Here is a 17,256-nt window from a genome sequence, read left to right as displayed (position 1 = left end):
TTTTTGTTTGGATGAAATAAAGCTCAGAAGGACTACTTTTTATCATCTTTTTTGGCAAGTGGACGTAAATCTAATTCTGATTGCGCCATGATATAAGCAAATTGTGCATAAGCTGCAACATTTTGAGCTAGCGCCTTAGGATCAATCTTATCTAAGGTATCATTTGGCGTATGGTGATAATCGAAGTAATCAGTACCATCTTGCCTTAGTGATGCCACTGGCACGCCCAGAGAAGGCATCATTGACACATCTGGACCACCAGTTGCTTTATTGTTACCGAGTTTAACGCCATTGACTGTCATCGCGCTGTGTTCTACTTTTACTTGTTCAAATACAGCTGGGTTAACATTAAAGTCGATTTGATAAATCTCGCCTGCGCCAAAATCAGACTCTGCGGCAATATAGTGTTTTGTCAGTTCGTCAGCATGCTGTTTAGCGTAAGCTTTACCACCAACTAGGCCTACTTCTTCAGCAGCGTATAAAACGACTCTGATGGTTCTTGCTGGCTTGTTTGGCAAGTCTTGAATAAGTTTGGCTGCAGCAGTAACAATCGCAACACCAGCGCCATCATCAATTGCGCCTGTGCCTTCATCCCAAGAATCTAAGTGAGCACCAATTAGCACGACTTCATCAGGCTTACTGCTTCCTGTTACCTCTGCAATGACATTGTAAGAAGTCGCGACGCCTAAGTTCTTTGAAGTGAGATTAAGTGACAGTTGAATATTGTCATCTCGTTTTAGCATGGCATTAATCATGTCGGCATCAGGTGCAGACAACGCAGCTGCAGGTATTTTTGCTACGCCGTCTTTATATCGCATCATTCCAGTATGCGCCATGCGGTCATGATCGGTTCCTATTGAGCGAATGACGACAGCAACAGCTCCTTTTTCGGCAGCTGCAACAGCGCCTCGTGAGCGACCTCCTACTGATTTACCGTAACCTTTGCCTGTAATGTGTCTTTCCGTCTTATGATCAATAAAAGCAATTTTACCTTTTACGCTATCTGAATCGGCAGCTTGTAAGTCGGCGAGGGTATCGAAACGCACTATTTGCGCTTGTATCCCTGAGTCAGGTGTCGAGACGCTACCGCCTAATGCACTAATAACCAGTGGTTGCTCAAAAGGAGCGATAATAGAAGCCTTTGCACTGCCACGATACCAAGCGGGTACTTGAACAGATTCTTTATAAACTTTATCAAAACCTAATGATTCTAGTTTGTTCATAGCCCAGTTAACGGCGATGATATCTTTTTCAGAGCCCGCTAATCTAGGGCCAACTTCTACAGTTAATGACTCAACGATGTCATAACTTAATGAAGACGACAGGGCTTTTGTCGCTAGTTGTTGACTAATTTGGTTATTCTTATTGTTCTCTATTACCGTCTCGTTTGTTACTTGTGTATCACTTTGGTTACTTTGACAGCCTGATAATGCTGTCAAAATCATCGCGGCGCAGAGAGTCTTATTGTAGTTTTTCATGAGTTTCCTTCATTTTTATTAGCTAAGTCTCATTTTTAAAAACAATCTACCAAAAAGTGTGCTTCATGTCGCTGCCCTATTTGTTAGGGAAGGCTATATTAGCCATGGAGATGATTGAGGAGAACCAAGCGCGTGATGAATATTGAATTAATGCAACAGCGTGCAGATCATGCTGTAGTAATGCTGAAAGCACTAGCAAATGAACGTCGTCTGTTTATTTTGTGTCATTTGCTTAATGAAGGTGAAATGTGCGTTGGTGAGATGAACAAAAAGCTAGGTCTAAGCCAGTCTGCGTTATCGCAGCATTTAGCTTGGCTAAGAAAAGATAATCTCGTTTGTACACGTAAAGAAGCCCAAACTGTTTTCTATTCACTGAAAAGTGAAGAAGTACGTGAGTTAATCAAAGTATTGGACAACTTATATTGCCACTAGTGGCTCAGTTTAAAATACTCAGATTGAACATACTCAAAGCGTCTTAATTATACTTACGTGATGTAAGTTATGATTAAGGCGTTTTTTTATGCTTAAAATTTATGATGAATAGAGAAACAAAGAGCTTGAATGCAAGGGATGGTAAATTATAGATATAAAAAAACCGACCTAAGTCGGTTTTTTAAAAACTAAATCACAAAATTAAGCAGCGATTGCTTTGATTCTTGTGTTTAGACGTGCCTTTTGACGAGCAGCTTTATTCTTGTGAATAAGGCCTTTAGTCGCCATACGGTCAACAATTGGTTGTGCTTCTGCGAATGCTTCTGTAGCCGCTTTATGGTCACCGCTCTGGATAGCAGCGATAACACGTTTAACGTATGTACGTAACATTGAACGACGACTAGCATTATGCTGACGACGTTTTTCAGATTGAAGCGCGCGCTTCTTTGCAGACTTGCTATTAGCCAAGGTGCAACTCCTAAAACTGGGATTAATACTTTGAGGGCGAGGAATATGCCTGCTTTTATTCATTTTGTCAATGAATATGGCAGAAATATCCTCAAAAAGACAAATAAAACTACCTTGCTCGGTTATCTTCAACCCAACTCGTGTAAGATGTGGCGCATTCTACCAGTTCTTGTATTGCATAAACAGTATTAGAATTGAAAAATTGAGATATATCCACGTTTAATCATTCGTTAGCAAACTGCTATGGAGGGGTGTTTGAGTAAAAAGCTATTAAAATCAGGTGCAATTGTCAGTGTGATGACATTAGTTTCAAGAGTATTAGGCCTGATAAGAGATGTGGTAATTGCAAACTTAATGGGCGCAGGTAGTAGTGCCGATGTGTTTATCTTTGCTAACAAGATCCCTAACTTTTTACGTCGCCTTTTTGCTGAAGGAGCTTTTGCACAGGCATTTGTGCCGGTTCTGACTGAGTATCAACAAAAGAATACCCCAGAAGAAACACGAGAACTTTTAGCTAAAGTCTCAGGAACACTGGGGGGAATAGTCAGTGTTGTGACATTATTAGGTGTGATTGCTTCGCCAATACTTGCCGCACTATTTGCTGGTGGTTGGTTTTATGATTGGCTAAATGATGGGCCGAATGCTGAAAAATTTGAACTTGCAGCATTAATGCTAAAAATTACCTTTCCTTATTTATGGTTTATTACTTTTACAGCATTAGCTGGCTCTATCCTTAATACCAGAGGTAAGTTCGCAGTCTCAGCTTTTACTCCAGTATTTTTAAATATCACCATTATTGTTGCAGCTCTTTATTTTGCGCCTACGATGGAGCAACCTGAGTTAGCGCTAGCATGGGGGGTATTTACTGGTGGCTTAGTGCAGTTTTTATTTCAACTGCCTTTTTTATTGCGTGAAAATGCATTAGTTAAACCTTCTTGGGGCTGGAACCATCCTGGGGTGGTAAAAATTAGAACCTTGATGATCCCAGCTTTATTTGGCGTTTCGGTTTCTCAAATAAACTTGTTATTTGATACCTTTATAGCCTCATTTTTAATGACGGGATCCATAAGTTGGTTATATTACTCAGACAGATTACTTGAATTTCCACTAGGGTTGTTTGGTATTGCCATTGCGACGGTCATTCTGCCAGCATTATCAAAAAAGCATGTTGATGCCAAAGGAAGCGATTTTAGTGACACCATGGACTGGGGGGTTAGAGCCATTTTATTACTTGGCGCCCCTGCGATGCTTGGGTTAATTATTTTAGCTCAGCCAATGTTAATGGTGTTATTTATGCGAGGCGCATTTTCTGTCACAGATGTAGAGATGGCATCATATAGTTTGGTTGCATACGGTTGTGGTTTGTTGAGCTTTATGATGATTAAGGTTTTAGCGCCAGGTTACTTCTCTCGTCAAGATACGAAAACACCGGTTAAATACGGCATTATCGCCATGATAAGTAATATGATATTCAATATTATTTTTGCCATTCCTTTTGGCTATGTTGGTCTTGCTATTGCCACCTCTATGTCAGCCTTACTTAATGCAAGTCTTCTATATCGTGGATTACATATCGCTGGGGTGTACAAATTTAGCCGCGCGACATTAGTGTTTTTCTTCAAAGTGGTTATCGCTACGGCGATTATGGCACTACTGCTGCTATACACATTACCTGCTCAGTCTATATGGTTAGATATGTCGATGATGGTGAAGGTACTAACCTTAGTTAAATTGATCGCTTCGGGTGCAGGTGTTTATTTATTAAGCTTAGTATTGATGGGGCTGAGACCTTGGAAGATGAAACGTCAATCATGAATGCTGATTATCGAATCTATCTAGTATATAATCAGCCGATTTACAGTAGCAGTTAATTGGCGTAATGGAACTAATTCGCGGTATACACAATATTTTACCTTCGCATCATGGATGCGTGCTCACTATTGGTAACTTTGATGGTGTGCATCGTGGTCATGCGCAAGTGCTTAATAACTTAGTTAATAAAGCAAAACACTTTCAATTACCTGCAGTGGTTATGACGTTTGAACCTCAACCTCAAGAGCTATTTCGTCAACAAGATGCCCCAGCAAGAATTAGTTTATTGCGTGACAAGATTAGTTTGCTTGATGAGCTGAATATTGATCGATTGCTTTGTGTTAATTTTAATAGTCATTTTGCCAATCAACCGGCTGAGCAGTTTATTGAAGATTTGCTGGTTAAAAAGCTTGGGGTGAAATACTTAGTTGTTGGTGATGATTTTTGCTTTGGTAAAAACAGATCTGGCACCTTTGAGATGTTGCTTGAAGCGGGTAAAAAGTTCGGCTTTACGGTTGTGAGTACTCAGAGTTTTATTCTAGGCTCTATTAGAGTAAGTTCTACAGCAGTGAGGGAGCAACTTGCTTTAGGTAATCTAGAGCAAGCAAGACGATTATTAGGTCACCCCTTTGTATTAACTGGCCGTGTTGCACACGGACAAAAGTTAGGCAGAACCATAGGTTTTCCTACTGCAAATATTGCCCTAAAGCGAAAGGTTTCACCTGTTCGTGGTGTGTTTGCGGTGAAAATGTATTGGGATGACAGCGATATTTATGAAGGCGTTGCCAATGTAGGTTTTAGACCTACGGTTGATGGGCAAGTCTGTCAGTTAGAAGTCCACTTATTTGATTTCAACGGCGACTTATATAGTAAGCGTGTTGAAGTTGAACTTGTGGCTAAAATCCGTGATGAACATCCGTTCGAGTCACTGGAAGCACTAAAAAAACAAATTTTGAATGATGCAAATGAAGCAAAAGCTTTGTTTGGCAATGATGCAGGCTGAAATAAATCAGCCCAATTAATGGTATAGGATCAATGACCGACTATAAATCTACGTTGAATTTGCCGGAAACAGATTTTCCGATGCGCGGTAATCTGGCTAATCGTGAGCCAGAAATGTTAAACCGTTGGACTCAAAACGAACTTTATCAAAAGATCCGTGATAGTCGTATTGGACGCAAACCATTCATTTTACATGATGGCCCTCCATACGCGAATGGCAATATCCATATCGGTCACTCAGTAAATAAAATTTTAAAAGACATCATCATTAAATCTAAAACGATGGCAGGTTTTGACGCGCCATATGTTCCAGGTTGGGATTGTCATGGTCTACCTATCGAACTGATGGTAGAAAAGAAAGTCGGCAAACCTGGTCAGAAAATTTCTGCAGCAGAGTTCCGTGCTGAATGTCGTAAGTATGCAGCTAAACAAGTTGATGGTCAGCGAGATGACTTTATTCGTTTAGGTGTCTTAGGAGATTGGCATAATCCATATCTAACAATGGATTACAGCACAGAAGCGAACATTGTTCGTTCATTATCTAAAGTCATCGATAGTGGCCATTTACACAAAGGTGTAAAGCCTGTTCATTGGTGTACTGATTGTGGTTCAGCCCTTGCTGAAGCAGAAGTAGAATACGAAGACAAAACATCGCCAGCGATTGATGTTGCATTCAATGCTGTAGATTCTGCTGCAGTTGCTGCAAAATTTGCTGTTGAAGGTTATACCCCAACAATTTCAGCTGTTATTTGGACCACGACGCCTTGGACTATTCCAGCTAACCGCGCGTTATGTCTAAGCCCTGAGCTTGATTACAGCCTTGTTGAGTTTGTAAAAGAAGGCGTAACTAAAACTCTGATTTTAGCTGAAGTGTTAGTTGAGTCTTGTATGACTCGATTTGAAGCTGAAAGTCATACTGTTATCGGTACAGTTAAAGGCGCAGAACTTGAGCTGCTTCGTTTTAACCATCCTTTATCAGCATTTGATGTGCCAGCTATTTTAGGTGATCACGTAACAACTGAAGCAGGTACTGGTGTTGTTCATACAGCTCCTGGCCATGGTCAAGACGATTACATTGTTGGTCAAAAATACGGTTTGGAAGTTGCCAATCCAGTTGGTGACAACGGTGTATATAAAGCTGATACAGAGTTTTTTGCTGGTCAACATGTATTTAAAGCAAACAAAAGCGTAGTTGAACTTTTAGAAGAAAAAGGTCAACTATTACATCATGTGGCTTACCGTCATAGCTACCCGCATTGCTGGCGCCATAAAACACCAATTATTTTCCGTGCTACGCCGCAGTGGTTTATCTCAATGGATAACCATGGCTTACGTAAGCAAGCATTAGGCGAAATTGAGCAAACTCAATGGATCCCAGATTGGGGTCAAAGCCGTATTGAGAAAATGGTTGAGAACCGTCCTGATTGGTGTATTTCACGCCAACGTACTTGGGGCGTACCGATCACATTATTAGTTAATCGTGAAACGGATGAGTTGCATCCAGACAGCGTGGCTATTATGGAACGTGTTGCACATCGCATTGAACAAGAAGGCATCCAAGCTTGGTGGGATCTTGAAATCAGTGAGTTGATTGGCGATGAAGCTGAGCAATACCGCAAAGTGACTGATACGTTAGACGTTTGGTATGACTCTGGTTCAACGTTCTCATCAGTTGTTGCATCACGTCCTGAATTTAACGGACATGACATTGATTTATACCTTGAAGGTAGCGATCAGCATCGTGGTTGGTTCATGTCATCGTTGATGATTTCAACTGCTATGAATGGTAAAGCCCCCTATAAACAAGTATTAACCCATGGTTTTACTGTTGATGGTAAAGGCCGCAAGATGTCGAAATCAGTTGGTAACGTCATTGCACCTTTGCAAGTTATCAACAAGCTGGGTGCTGATATCTTACGTTTATGGGTCGCTGCTACTGATTACAGTGGTGAGATGACGGTTTCTGATGAAATCCTAAATCGTAGTGCTGATTCATACCGACGTATTCGTAACACTGCTCGTTTCTTATTAGCTAACTTAAATGGCTTTAATCCAGAAACAGACATGATTGCGACTGAAGATATGGTATCGCTTGACCGTTGGGTTGTGCGCCGCGCGGCCGCGCTTCAAAGTGAAATTATTGAAGCGTATGAGCAATATAACTTCCATTCAGTAACGCAGAAATTAATGCAATTCTGTTCAGTTGAGTTAGGCAGCTTCTACTTAGATATCATTAAAGACCGTCAATACACAGCGAAACAAGATGGTCATGCTCGTCGTAGCTGTCAATCAGCGCTTTACCATATTGCCGAGGCGATGGTTCGCTGGATTGCACCAATCTTAAGCTTTACTGCCGATGAAATCTGGAAGTTGTTACCAGGCGAGCGCACTGAGTTTGTGTTCACTGAAGAATGGTATCAAGGTCTTGAGTCTGTCACGTTAGAAGGTGACTTAAGTGATGATTACTGGCAGCAGTTGCTTACAATTCGTAATGAAGTGAACAAAGTACTTGAACAAGCACGTCGTGATAAGCGAATTGGTGGTTCATTAGAAGCTGAAATCACTTTATTTGCTGATGCAGATTTAGTATCGCAACTTGCCAAAGTTGCTGATGAGTTACGCTTTGTATTGCTTACATCTAAAACAGCTGTTGAAACGTTAGACGCCGCGCCAGCTGACGCAATAGAAACCGAACTAAACTCACTGAAATTAATAGTTAATAAAAGTGACGCACAGAAGTGTGCTCGTTGCTGGCACTACAGTGAAGACGTAGGAACAATCGAAGCTCATCCAACGCTATGTGGTCGTTGTGTAACCAACATTGAAGGCGATGGTGAACATCGTGACTTTGCTTAAGGACTAATAATGCCTCTTACTTGGAAAGAAAGTGGCATTCGTTGGTATTGGGTAGCTGTATTGGTATTTTTTGCCGATCAGCTATCTAAGCAATGGGTGTTAGCAAACTTTGAGCTGTCTGAATCCATACAGCTTTTACCATTTTTCAATTTTACCTATGTTCGAAACTATGGTGCTGCATTTAGCTTTTTAAGCGAAGCGGGTGGTTGGCAGCGTTGGTTCTTTGCCATTATTGCAATTGGTTTTAGTACGCTTCTGACTATTTGGTTACGTAAGCAGTCATCTTCGTTATGGCGTACGAATTTAGCCTATACCCTGATCATTGGTGGTGCTATTGGTAATTTGGTTGATCGTTTAATGCATGGTTATGTTGTCGATTTTATTGATTTCTATTGGAACACTAGCCATTACCCAGCGTTCAATATTGCAGATGCAGGTATTTTTATCGGTGCAGTATTGATAATTTGGGAATCGTTTAAGCCAGAAGAGCCAGTAAAAGAAAGTTAGGGAGAATTACTTTGTCAGAACAACAAGCCTCATTTCGTTCAATTTTGTGTCATATGAATATCATTTTAGAAGATGGTTCGACAGCTGACAGCACTAAGTCATCAGGTAAGCCTGCAAGATTTAATGTTGGTGATGGTAGCTTAAGCCCAGCATTTGAAGCAGAGATAAATACTTTGCAACTAGGTGATAAACATAATTTCACCTTGGAGCCAGTAGATGCATTTGGTGAGTCCAACCCTGATGCTATTCATCATATGGATAGAAGCCGTTTCCCTGCGGATATGGAGCTTGAACCAGGTGTAATCGTCAGTTTTGGCGGCCCAGGTGGAAGCGAAATCCCTGGCATGGTCAGAGAGATTGCCGGTGATTCAATTACTGTAGATTTAAATCATCCACTAGCAGGTCAGAAAGTGACTTTCGAACTTGATGTGGTAGAGGTACTTTAAGATGCTTAAAGTTGATCCGACGTCTCCTGAACTTAATATATTGCTTGCTAATCCAAGAGGATTTTGTGCTGGTGTAGACCGTGCAATTAGTATTGTTGAGCGCGCATTAGAGTTATTTGAACCGCCGATTTATGTTCGTCATGAAGTCGTCCATAATCGTTACGTGGTTGAAAACCTCAAAGATCGCGGTGCAATATTTGTCGATGAACTTGATGAAGTACCTGATAACTGTATTGTTATTTTCAGTGCTCATGGTGTTTCTCAAGCTGTTAGGCAAGAAGCCAAAAGTCGTGGACTAAAAGTGTTTGATGCAACTTGTCCTTTAGTGACCAAAGTTCATCTTCAAGTGACTCGTGCAAGTCGTAAAGGGATTGAGTGTATTTTGATTGGTCACGAAGGTCATCCGGAAGTTGAAGGCACCATGGGTCAGTATGACAATGCTGAAGGTGGTGTTTATTTAGTTGAATCGCCTGAAAGTGTTGCTCAGTTAAAAGTTAATAACCCTGATAACTTGTGCTTTGTCACGCAAACCACGCTTTCTGTTGATGACACATTAGATATTATCGAAGCATTAAAGGCTAAGTTCCCGTCAATTGAAGGGCCGCGTAAAGATGATATTTGCTACGCAACACAGAATCGTCAAGATGCTGTGAGAACGATGTCATCTGATGCTGATTTATTCATTGTTGTAGGCTCAAAGAACAGTTCTAACTCAAATCGATTACGAGAATTGGCAGAAAAAACGGGCACTAAAGCCTATTTAGTAGATACCGCTGCTGATGTTGATGAAGCATGGTTTACTGGTGTCGTTAAGGTTGCAGTGACTGCGGGCGCTTCTGCCCCCGAAGTGCTTGTTCAGCAAGTAGTGGATGCTATTGCCAAATTTGAACCTTCAGTTATTACAGAAGTTGAAGGTCGTAAAGAAGACACTGTTTTTGCAGTGCCTGCTGAATTAAGATAATCCTGCAACTTTTTATCTAAATTTCATATCGTTACTAAAGCCGTAAACCCTCTGGGTTTGCGGTTTTTTTATGCCTACAACTATTGGACTATTTCTTAGGCTATACTGTAAAGATCGCTAAAATTAATCATTAACTAATATTTAGTATACAATAAGTGACCTTTTTGTTTACATCTTGCTCGACTATTAATATGCAGTATAGTATTTTGTATCTAAGTTTAGGATTTTAAACAAATATTTTTAATTGTCATGTCAAAGATATGGCAATCGATGGAGGTTTGACACATATGTCAGCTAAAAGGAATGGATTTTCCTTAATTGAAGTCATGGTTTCGTTAGTCATTTTAACTGTAGGGCTGGTGGGTATTTTTAACCTACATATTGTTGCTAAACGTGGTAGTTACGAGTCTTTTCAGCAAACTCAAGCTTCGTATTACGCCAACGATATTATAAATAGAATGAGAATGAACCGTAGCGAGCTTATCAATTATCAAGGTACTTACTCGGGCATTTCATCTGCACCTGCAAAGTCGTGCGATGTCAATGTTGGTGGTAATAGTATTTGCACAAGTGTTGAGACGAGAGTTTGGGATCTCTATCAATGGGAAAGGATGTTTCAAGGGGACAATGAAAAGTCTTCAGGAACCAACGTTGGGGGGCTTGACACTTCTGTCGCTTGTATTGATGTTAGCGGGCGCGATGTAACTGTAGTTGTTACATGGCGTGGAGTAAGAGCATCATCCGATGGTTTGTCAGAAGCTGGTACTTTTGCGAAAAGTTGTGGTTCTTCAAGTGATAGGCGTCGAGCTTTAGTTCTTGAAACGGCAATTATATAGGGAAAAATAATGCCAAAAAAGCTGAAAATACAGGCTGGTTTGTCGCTTGTTGAATTAATGGTAACGATGTTGATCAGTTTATTTCTAACTGTTGGCATTTTTACCATGTTTAACATGTCCTCAAGTAATGTTACTTCTACGAGCCAATTTAATCAATTACAAGAAAATGGGCGGATAGCATTATCCATTATTGAACGAGACATGAGTCAATTAGGTTTTACTGCAGATATAACAGGCACTGATTTAAACTTTGGTGTGAATACAAGAGTTTCTGCAACAGCTGTAGCAAATGATTGTATTGGGGCTGGAGCTAATAACGCTAGTTTCCCAAATAATCAACCAGCTCATTTTAGAAGACTTTGGGGATATGAAGTTGGTGTTAGTGCTGAGAGCTTAGCTTGCATTACACCTAAATCCAATACTGATGTAGTTCAACTTAAGCGATTAGTTGGCCCATCTGTATTAGCCGCAAGCATGAATGCTACTCGTTATTATGCTGCTGCGACTTCAAATGAAATAGAATTCTTCAACGGTAATGTAGCCCCACCATCTTTACTAAATAGTCGAATCTGGGAATATCAACATCATGTGTATTACATAGAAACAGATGGTGATATACCAATATTAAAACGCCGAACACTTTCGATTGCAAATGGTATGAATAACGATGAGCAATTGGTAGAAGGCATTGATAATATGAGAGTTATGTATGGGTTTGATAGTAATGGTGATGATACTGCTGATAGTTACATGCCTGCACAAAATGTTACCACATTAATGTGGGATAACGCTTTCTTTCAAAGGCTTGTATCGTTAAGAGTATATTTGTTAGTTCGTACGGCTAATGAAGACAAGAAATATACTAATGACGTGACATATCAATTAGGTGATAAAACAGTTGGACCTTTAAATGATAATTATCGTCGGAAAGTGGTTTCAACAACTGTAGTTTTAGAAAACCCAGTTCTAATACGCAATTAATTTTCCGTATTAATAACAAAAATTAACTTGATATGAAGGGCTATTGAGGCTGAGTGTCAATTTTTTAGGTGAAAAAATGCAAAACTCAATAAAAAAGCAGCAGGGAGTAGTACTATTTTTTTCATTAATAGTGCTTGTAATCATGACTGTGATTGGTGTTGCTCTAGCTGTCAATTCAACCCAGTCGCTAAGGATGTCTGGCGCTGGTTCTGAGCGAATTGAAGCTATGGTTTCTGCACAAGGGGGTCAAGAGAAAATGATTGCAGATAATAGTGGAGCGACAATGGCTAATATGGTTGCCGAGACAGTTATGAATGATGCAGCTTTGGGGGTTGTCAATACAGTTACTCCTATGACCGTAGGGGTCGGTGATGATGATTGTCAACGTTCACCTAAAGCAAATTCTGCCAATATGATTAAATGTAAAAGGCTTGAAGTGTCTAGCTCAGCAAATTTTGGCCGCAGTAATTTAGGCCGAGTAACCATTGTTTTAGGTTTTGAACAAGAAGTGTTGTCAGGGAGTTAACCATGATGAAATTTATATTAAGTACATTATTTTTCGCTGTAATTTGCATTTGTGCAAATAGCTTTGCTGATGACACAGAGTTATATGTCTTTGAATCTACTGCGCGTTCAGGTTCAAGACCTCAAGTATTAATTATTTTTGATACTTCAGGCAGTATGGGGACCAACTTTACAACAGATGAACCTTATGAGCGAGGTGATGAAAATGTCAGCGATAACGGGTCTTTATTAACTTCGACTAAGCTATTCTTTACCCGAAGCAGTACAGATATTCCCACTGCGTCAAGTGAACAATATTTTTTACATGGGGTAAATGGCTGTGATGTTGGTGAACAATATTTAGAAGATTACGGCATGTTTACTGGATATATTCGTGAACATAAATACATTGGGGAAAATGGAACTTGGTCAGAGTTGCCGCTAACTGATGGCTCAGGGATTCAACAGGTAGATTGTTATGAAGATATCGCAGAAGGGGTTTATTATAACAACAATACTAACTTTTTAGGCTTCCCTGTTGATGGTCTTGGGACTAGTGCAGATCCAATTAGATATACAGCAGCAGACAACAGTTCAAGTGAGACGGAACTAGAGGCGGCTATTGAAAAAGCCAAGTTAACAAATTTTGGTATTGGGCAACCGATTACACTATATACCGAGAAATATATAAATTGGTATCACAGTACTAAAACTCAAAAAAGCTATTCTAGAATGGATATTGCTCAACGCGTTATTGAGGATACGATCGTTACAACGCCAGGAGTTGATTTTGGATTATCAGTTTTTAATAGAAATGACTCTGATGGCACAAGAAGTGGTGGTCGTATTGTTTATGGTATTTCTCAGACAACAGAAGAGAACAAGGGGACATTGCTTTCGACGATTGGTGATTTAAATGCCAATGGGTACACGCCACTTTGTGAAAACCTATATGAGGCATATAGATATTTTGCAGGTAAGAGTGTTTACTATGGTAATGATGACCCTAATAGAACCCCACTTCGGGATACGAGCGAAACAGTCGAAAAAAATGGTAGTTATGTTTCGCCATTTGTTGGAAAACAATGCCAAGACAAAGCTTATGTGATTTATGTAACAGATGGTGAACCAACTCGTGATAACAATGCCGATGATAAAGTTTTAGCACTTAGTGGAGTTACCACTGCTGATAAATATAGTGGTAATTATCTACCTGCGTTAGCTGGTTGGATTAGCGATAATGATGTAAATACCAATTTAGACGGTACGCAAACAATCAATACTTATACTATTGGTTTTAGTTCTGGTGCAGCAAGTGCAGCTCCGATTCTTAAAGAAACAGCATTAAGAGGAAACGGTGCTTATTATTCAGCAGCTGATGCGCAAAAACTTCAAGAAGCTTTACAGGCAATTTTCTCTAATATTCTAGAGACAAATTCTAGTTTTACCTCTCCTTCTATTTCAAGTAACAACTTTGATAGAACGCAAACACTTGACTCTGTTTATTACGCAATGTTTTTACCGAATAAGGGGCCTCGCTGGTTCGGTAATCTAAAAAAATTCAAAGTGACAGGTTCTGGAGATGTAGTTGATCAAGATGGAAACAATGCCATTGGAGAAGATGGGAACCTAAAAGCTTCAGCGTGTTCTTATTGGACTGCTAAATCCGTTTGTGAAGCCACTAGTGGTGGTGGTGATGGTAATGATGTTGCAATAGGTGGTGCGGCTTTAATGCTGCAAAATACATCTAGTAGAACTTTATACGGAAATTTTGGTTCGGGTGGCGGACTTGAAGCATTCTCTAAATCAAACGCGAGTAATAGCCCAGGTATATCAGGTGATAATGAACTTGCATTATTTATGGGAGTTGACGAGTCTGAGCTAACTAAATTATTTGACTGGGCTGCGGGTATTGATGTTGATGATGAAAATACTAATAGCTCTAGTTCTGACATTCGTCCAGATATTATGGGTGATCCATTACACTCTAAACCATTAGCTATTAACTATGGCACAGATGGTTCTCCAGATGTAAGGGTATTGGTTGGTACCAATCAAGGCTTTTTACATATGTTCAAAGATAAAGGTGATGAAGTAGAAGAAACTTGGGCATTTATGCCTCAAGAGTTACTTCCAAACCTAAGAGAGCTCAGAGCAAACGTGCCTACAGGAGTTCATTCTGTTTATGGTATGGATAGTTCTCCTGTTGCTCATGTAAAAAGGACCGCAAGTGGAGCTGTTGAAAAAGCATGGCTATATGTTGGAATGCGTCGAGGAGGAAAATCTTATTATGCCCTTGATATCACGAATCCTGATTCACCGACATTTATGTGGAAAGTAGATCCTGATTCTCAAGGTATGTCTGAAATGGGCCAATCTTGGTCAGAGCCCGTTATTACTTATATCCCAGGTTTCCCTTCAGGGAATACTTCAGCTGATACAGCATCACCTGTTGTTATCATTGGTGGAGGGTACAATCCTTCAACTAAGGATGGCGATGGGGTTGGATCTGATGATACTAATGGTCGTAGTGTTTATGTTTTAAATGCAGAAACAGGAGCATTAGTACATCACTTTGGTAGTGAGGCTGGTACAAATAAAACCAAGCTCGATGGAATCGTTGATAGTATCCCAAATAGCATAGCCGTCCTAGATAGTAATAACGACAGATTAGCCGATAGACTATATGCGACAGATACAGGTGCTAATATTTGGAGAATGGATTTACCAGGTGGCTCACCAGATGATTCTACTACCCCATGGACTGCCCATAAATTTGCCAGTTTAGGTGGGTCTTCACAAAGTAATGATAGACGTTTCTTCGCTGAGCCAGCAGTAGCACAAACAGTGTTTACTAATATTTCAGATGTTACAGTTAGTACTCCTGATGGTTCTAGTACAATTCGTTCTTATCAAAATGTTCCATATGATGCAGTTACAGTTGGAACAGGGCATCGACCTCACCCACTAGATACCTCTCGTGCAGATAAGTTTTTTGTTGTACAAGACAGAAACGTTGTCACTAAATCATTTACTGGCGCTACAGGTAGTGAGATACCTGATGTATTAGATTTGTCTAACTTGTACGATGTAACTAGTGCCGCTCCTTCTACTGAGGATGATAATGTTGCATTTGGTAAAAAACGAGGTTGGTATTACAGTTTTGGTGGAGCTGGTGAAAAAAGCCTTTCTGCATCAACAATTGTCCAAGGGAGAGTATTTTTTACTTCTTACTTACCAGGTGAAGCGACATCGTCTAATCAATGTTTAGTCTCTGGTAAAGGCCGTTTGTACGGCTTTGATCTTCATAAAGGGACTCGCTCTTACACAAAAGAGTATTTAGAGATGGGTGATAGAGTTCCTGATACTCCTCAGCTTGTTGTTCCACCGAATGGCGATGGCGAAAGTTATATGTACCTTATTGGTATCGGCGCTGCGGGAGATGAAATGGAAAAGGCTGATGATCCTAGTGATGATGGCTGTGCACAAGGTGATGATAAATGTATCGGTGGCGGTTTAGGTGTGAATAAAATTTATTACCATATAGATGAGTAGATTGATGAGAAATGAAAATGGTTTTACATTAATAGAACTTATGATTGCTGTGATTATTATTGGCATCTTATCTTCTATTGCTTACCCAAGTTATACCCAGTTTGTGGCTAAAGGAGCTAGGGCCGATGGTTTAGCGGGTTTAATGGATGTTGCCAACAGGCAAGAACAATTCTATTTAGATAACCGTAAATATACGACTGACATGACGAAGCTAGGATTAAATGCAGACCCTTGGGTTGTCGACAATACGTATTATTCGATTGATGCAGTCGTTGTAAACAATACTGATTTCACTTTAACGGCATCTGCAAAAGGTACCCAAGTGACACGTGATCCTAATTGTGTCTCAATAACATTGAATGCTACGGGCATTAAGTTGCCAGAGGAGTGTTGGAAATGATTCGGTTAATTATTGGTATTTTCTTTACTTTATATTGCTTTTCTCTTGTTGCTGAGGAACAAGAACAGACAAGCACTTATAAATGTTTTATAGAGACAAGCTATGGAAATGACATAGCTATGTTTACTTGGTTTGCAAGTCAGAAAGTTGAAGCACAAGCTTCAATATTGACTCTAGAAGTGAGTACTGTTTCAGGCAAGCGTGCAGTAGTTAGAGGCGTTGAACAGTGTGTAATGACTAGTGAAATGTTTAAATCCAAACAAGCTCGTAAAATGGATGAAGAAATAAGTAGTTATTAAAGTTAGTTAGTCTAATTATTGATAAAAAACCTTCCTACATTATAAGGTGGGAAGGTTTTTATTATAAATACGTAGAGTAAAATCTGTATTGGTTTATAAAAAATACATCTGAATTAGAAATAACCCTTTGAATTGTTACTTATTGGCAGGTAACAGCAGTTTCTATATTTGAAATGCGCCCTGAAACACCAATGGTAATTCCCCTAGAATCCGCATGTGTTTTCTTTCCAGGGCAATATATAATATTACCCGTTTGACTAAGGTTCATTAAACCATCCGCATTAAATGTGTATCGGCTTAATGATGAAGAAATAAAGTCATCACTATTAAACCCTTCAACACTTCTAAGCACAGTATCTTGAATTCCATTGGTACTATCTAATGAACCTAATGTACCGTTATCGATGAATATACTGAATCCTTGGGTCCAATCTGAATCGCAACTCGTACCATTAAAAGGGCATACTGACACTCTGCTGCCGTAGCTAACAGCCTGACTGCGAGCAAATTGCATGCTCGAATTGATCTTACTGATATTACTATTAGCACGTTGGCCTTCATAAAGAGAAACTAACGATGGAACACCTACAGTTAACAGAATAGCTGCAACAGCCACAGTTACCATTAATTCAACAAGTGTAAATCCTTTCAAATCATGCTTCATTTTTTATTATCCTTGGTAATGTTATATCAGTATAACCAAGAGAATAAATAAAATC

The 17,256-nt window shown here is 39.8% G+C and carries 16 protein-coding genes; 13 read left to right on the top strand and 3 right to left on the bottom strand.

Annotation, left to right across the window (positions count from 1 at the left end; all coding sequences use genetic code 11):
* Positions 1-32: 32 nt before the first annotated feature.
* A complete protein-coding gene (locus AB4153_RS12405) occupies positions 33-1,478 on the bottom strand; it encodes a M28 family metallopeptidase (protein ID WP_371997657.1) in 1,446 nt (481 codons plus the stop codon).
* A gap of 135 nt (positions 1,479-1,613) precedes the next feature.
* On the opposite strand from AB4153_RS12405, the gene AB4153_RS12400 reads away from it, so the two are divergent.
* Positions 1,614-1,910 (top strand): metalloregulator ArsR/SmtB family transcription factor, encoded by a 297-nt coding sequence (locus AB4153_RS12400; protein WP_102529665.1) that lies wholly within the window; start codon positions 1,614-1,616, stop codon positions 1,908-1,910.
* A gap of 201 nt (positions 1,911-2,111) precedes the next feature.
* On the opposite strand, the gene rpsT is transcribed toward AB4153_RS12400, so the two are convergent.
* Positions 2,112-2,378: a 30S ribosomal protein S20 gene (gene rpsT / locus AB4153_RS12395; protein ID WP_102529664.1), complete on the bottom strand. Its 267-nt coding sequence runs from the start codon at positions 2,376-2,378 to the stop codon at positions 2,112-2,114.
* A gap of 255 nt (positions 2,379-2,633) precedes the next feature.
* Between rpsT and murJ the strand changes: the two genes are divergently transcribed.
* From murJ to AB4153_RS12335, 12 genes are all read left to right on the top strand, one after another.
* Positions 2,634-4,193, top strand: coding sequence for a murein biosynthesis integral membrane protein MurJ (gene murJ / locus AB4153_RS12390; protein ID WP_371997655.1), 1,560 nt, complete (start codon positions 2,634-2,636; stop codon positions 4,191-4,193).
* A gap of 64 nt (positions 4,194-4,257) precedes the next feature.
* The gene (gene ribF, locus AB4153_RS12385) at positions 4,258-5,193 is read left to right on the top strand and encodes a bifunctional riboflavin kinase/FAD synthetase (RefSeq protein ID WP_303512529.1); all 936 of its coding nucleotides are present in this window, start codon (positions 4,258-4,260) and stop codon (positions 5,191-5,193) included.
* 32 nt (positions 5,194-5,225) lie between these two features.
* On the top strand, positions 5,226-8,048 hold the full coding sequence (gene ileS / locus AB4153_RS12380; protein WP_371997653.1) for an isoleucine--tRNA ligase: 2,823 nt from the start codon (positions 5,226-5,228) through the stop codon (positions 8,046-8,048).
* Between the two features lie 9 nt (positions 8,049-8,057).
* Entirely contained in the window at positions 8,058-8,555 is a 498-nt protein-coding gene (gene lspA / locus AB4153_RS12375; protein WP_248954546.1) for a signal peptidase II, read from the top strand.
* An 11-nt stretch (positions 8,556-8,566) separates the two neighbouring features.
* The gene (fkpB, locus tag AB4153_RS12370) at positions 8,567-9,001 is read left to right on the top strand and encodes an FKBP-type peptidyl-prolyl cis-trans isomerase (protein ID WP_371997651.1); all 435 of its coding nucleotides are present in this window, start codon (positions 8,567-8,569) and stop codon (positions 8,999-9,001) included.
* A gap of 1 nt (position 9,002) precedes the next feature.
* Positions 9,003-9,962: a 4-hydroxy-3-methylbut-2-enyl diphosphate reductase gene (ispH, locus tag AB4153_RS12365; protein ID WP_248954547.1), complete on the top strand. Its 960-nt coding sequence runs from the start codon at positions 9,003-9,005 to the stop codon at positions 9,960-9,962.
* A gap of 287 nt (positions 9,963-10,249) precedes the next feature.
* The gene (gene pilV / locus AB4153_RS12360) at positions 10,250-10,798 is read left to right on the top strand and encodes a type IV pilus modification protein PilV (RefSeq protein WP_102529658.1); all 549 of its coding nucleotides are present in this window, start codon (positions 10,250-10,252) and stop codon (positions 10,796-10,798) included.
* Positions 10,799-10,807: 9 nt separating this feature from the next.
* Positions 10,808-11,779 (top strand): PilW family protein, encoded by a 972-nt coding sequence (locus AB4153_RS12355; RefSeq protein ID WP_102529657.1) that lies wholly within the window; start codon positions 10,808-10,810, stop codon positions 11,777-11,779.
* Positions 11,780-11,867: 88 nt separating this feature from the next.
* A complete protein-coding gene (locus tag AB4153_RS12350; RefSeq protein ID WP_102529782.1) occupies positions 11,868-12,305 on the top strand; it encodes a PilX N-terminal domain-containing pilus assembly protein in 438 nt (145 codons plus the stop codon).
* Positions 12,306-12,307: 2 nt separating this feature from the next.
* Positions 12,308-15,838 carry a pilus assembly protein gene (locus tag AB4153_RS12345; RefSeq protein ID WP_303512542.1) on the top strand — a complete coding sequence of 1,177 codons (3,531 nt, stop codon included), beginning with the start codon at positions 12,308-12,310 and terminating at the stop codon, positions 15,836-15,838.
* 4 nt (positions 15,839-15,842) lie between these two features.
* Complete coding sequence (locus AB4153_RS12340; RefSeq protein ID WP_303512544.1) at positions 15,843-16,238, top strand: type IV pilin protein; 396 nt, start codon at positions 15,843-15,845, stop codon at positions 16,236-16,238.
* A complete protein-coding gene (locus AB4153_RS12335) occupies positions 16,235-16,537 on the top strand; it encodes a TapY2 family type IVa secretion system protein (RefSeq protein WP_303512546.1) in 303 nt (100 codons plus the stop codon). Before AB4153_RS12340 ends, AB4153_RS12335 begins: the two co-directional genes overlap by 4 nt.
* Before the next feature lie 139 nt (positions 16,538-16,676).
* On the opposite strand, the gene AB4153_RS12330 is transcribed toward AB4153_RS12335, so the two are convergent.
* Positions 16,677-17,201, bottom strand: a complete 525-nt coding sequence (locus tag AB4153_RS12330; RefSeq protein WP_102529653.1) for a GspH/FimT family pseudopilin — start codon at positions 17,199-17,201, stop codon at positions 16,677-16,679.
* Positions 17,202-17,256 lie beyond the last annotated feature (55 nt).

Origin of the sequence: Shewanella sp. 10N.286.52.E4 (genome assembly GCF_041468785.1) — a bacterium.
GTDB classification, from domain to species: Bacteria; Pseudomonadota; Gammaproteobacteria; order Enterobacterales; family Shewanellaceae; genus Shewanella; species Shewanella electrodiphila.
The sequence above is the reverse complement of the archived record's forward strand: the minus strand, read 5'-3'. Positions and strand labels throughout refer to the sequence as shown.

Coding starts and splice junctions, on each gene's coding strand:
- AB4153_RS12330 (WP_102529653.1), bottom strand. CDS start 17,201: ATGAAGCATGATTTGAAAGGATTTACACTTGTTGAATTAATGGTAACT.
- AB4153_RS12345 (WP_303512542.1), top strand. CDS start 12,308: ATGATGAAATTTATATTAAGTACATTATTTTTCGCTGTAATTTGCATT.
- ispH (WP_248954547.1), top strand. CDS start 9,003: ATGCTTAAAGTTGATCCGACGTCTCCTGAACTTAATATATTGCTTGCT.
- AB4153_RS12335 (WP_303512546.1), top strand. CDS start 16,235: ATGATTCGGTTAATTATTGGTATTTTCTTTACTTTATATTGCTTTTCT.
- ribF (WP_303512529.1), top strand. CDS start 4,258: ATGGAACTAATTCGCGGTATACACAATATTTTACCTTCGCATCATGGA.
- AB4153_RS12355 (WP_102529657.1), top strand. CDS start 10,808: ATGCCAAAAAAGCTGAAAATACAGGCTGGTTTGTCGCTTGTTGAATTA.
- ileS (WP_371997653.1), top strand. CDS start 5,226: ATGACCGACTATAAATCTACGTTGAATTTGCCGGAAACAGATTTTCCG.
- AB4153_RS12340 (WP_303512544.1), top strand. CDS start 15,843: ATGAGAAATGAAAATGGTTTTACATTAATAGAACTTATGATTGCTGTG.
- AB4153_RS12405 (WP_371997657.1), bottom strand. CDS start 1,478: ATGAAAAACTACAATAAGACTCTCTGCGCCGCGATGATTTTGACAGCA.
- lspA (WP_248954546.1), top strand. CDS start 8,058: ATGCCTCTTACTTGGAAAGAAAGTGGCATTCGTTGGTATTGGGTAGCT.
- pilV (WP_102529658.1), top strand. CDS start 10,250: ATGTCAGCTAAAAGGAATGGATTTTCCTTAATTGAAGTCATGGTTTCG.
- AB4153_RS12400 (WP_102529665.1), top strand. CDS start 1,614: ATGAATATTGAATTAATGCAACAGCGTGCAGATCATGCTGTAGTAATG.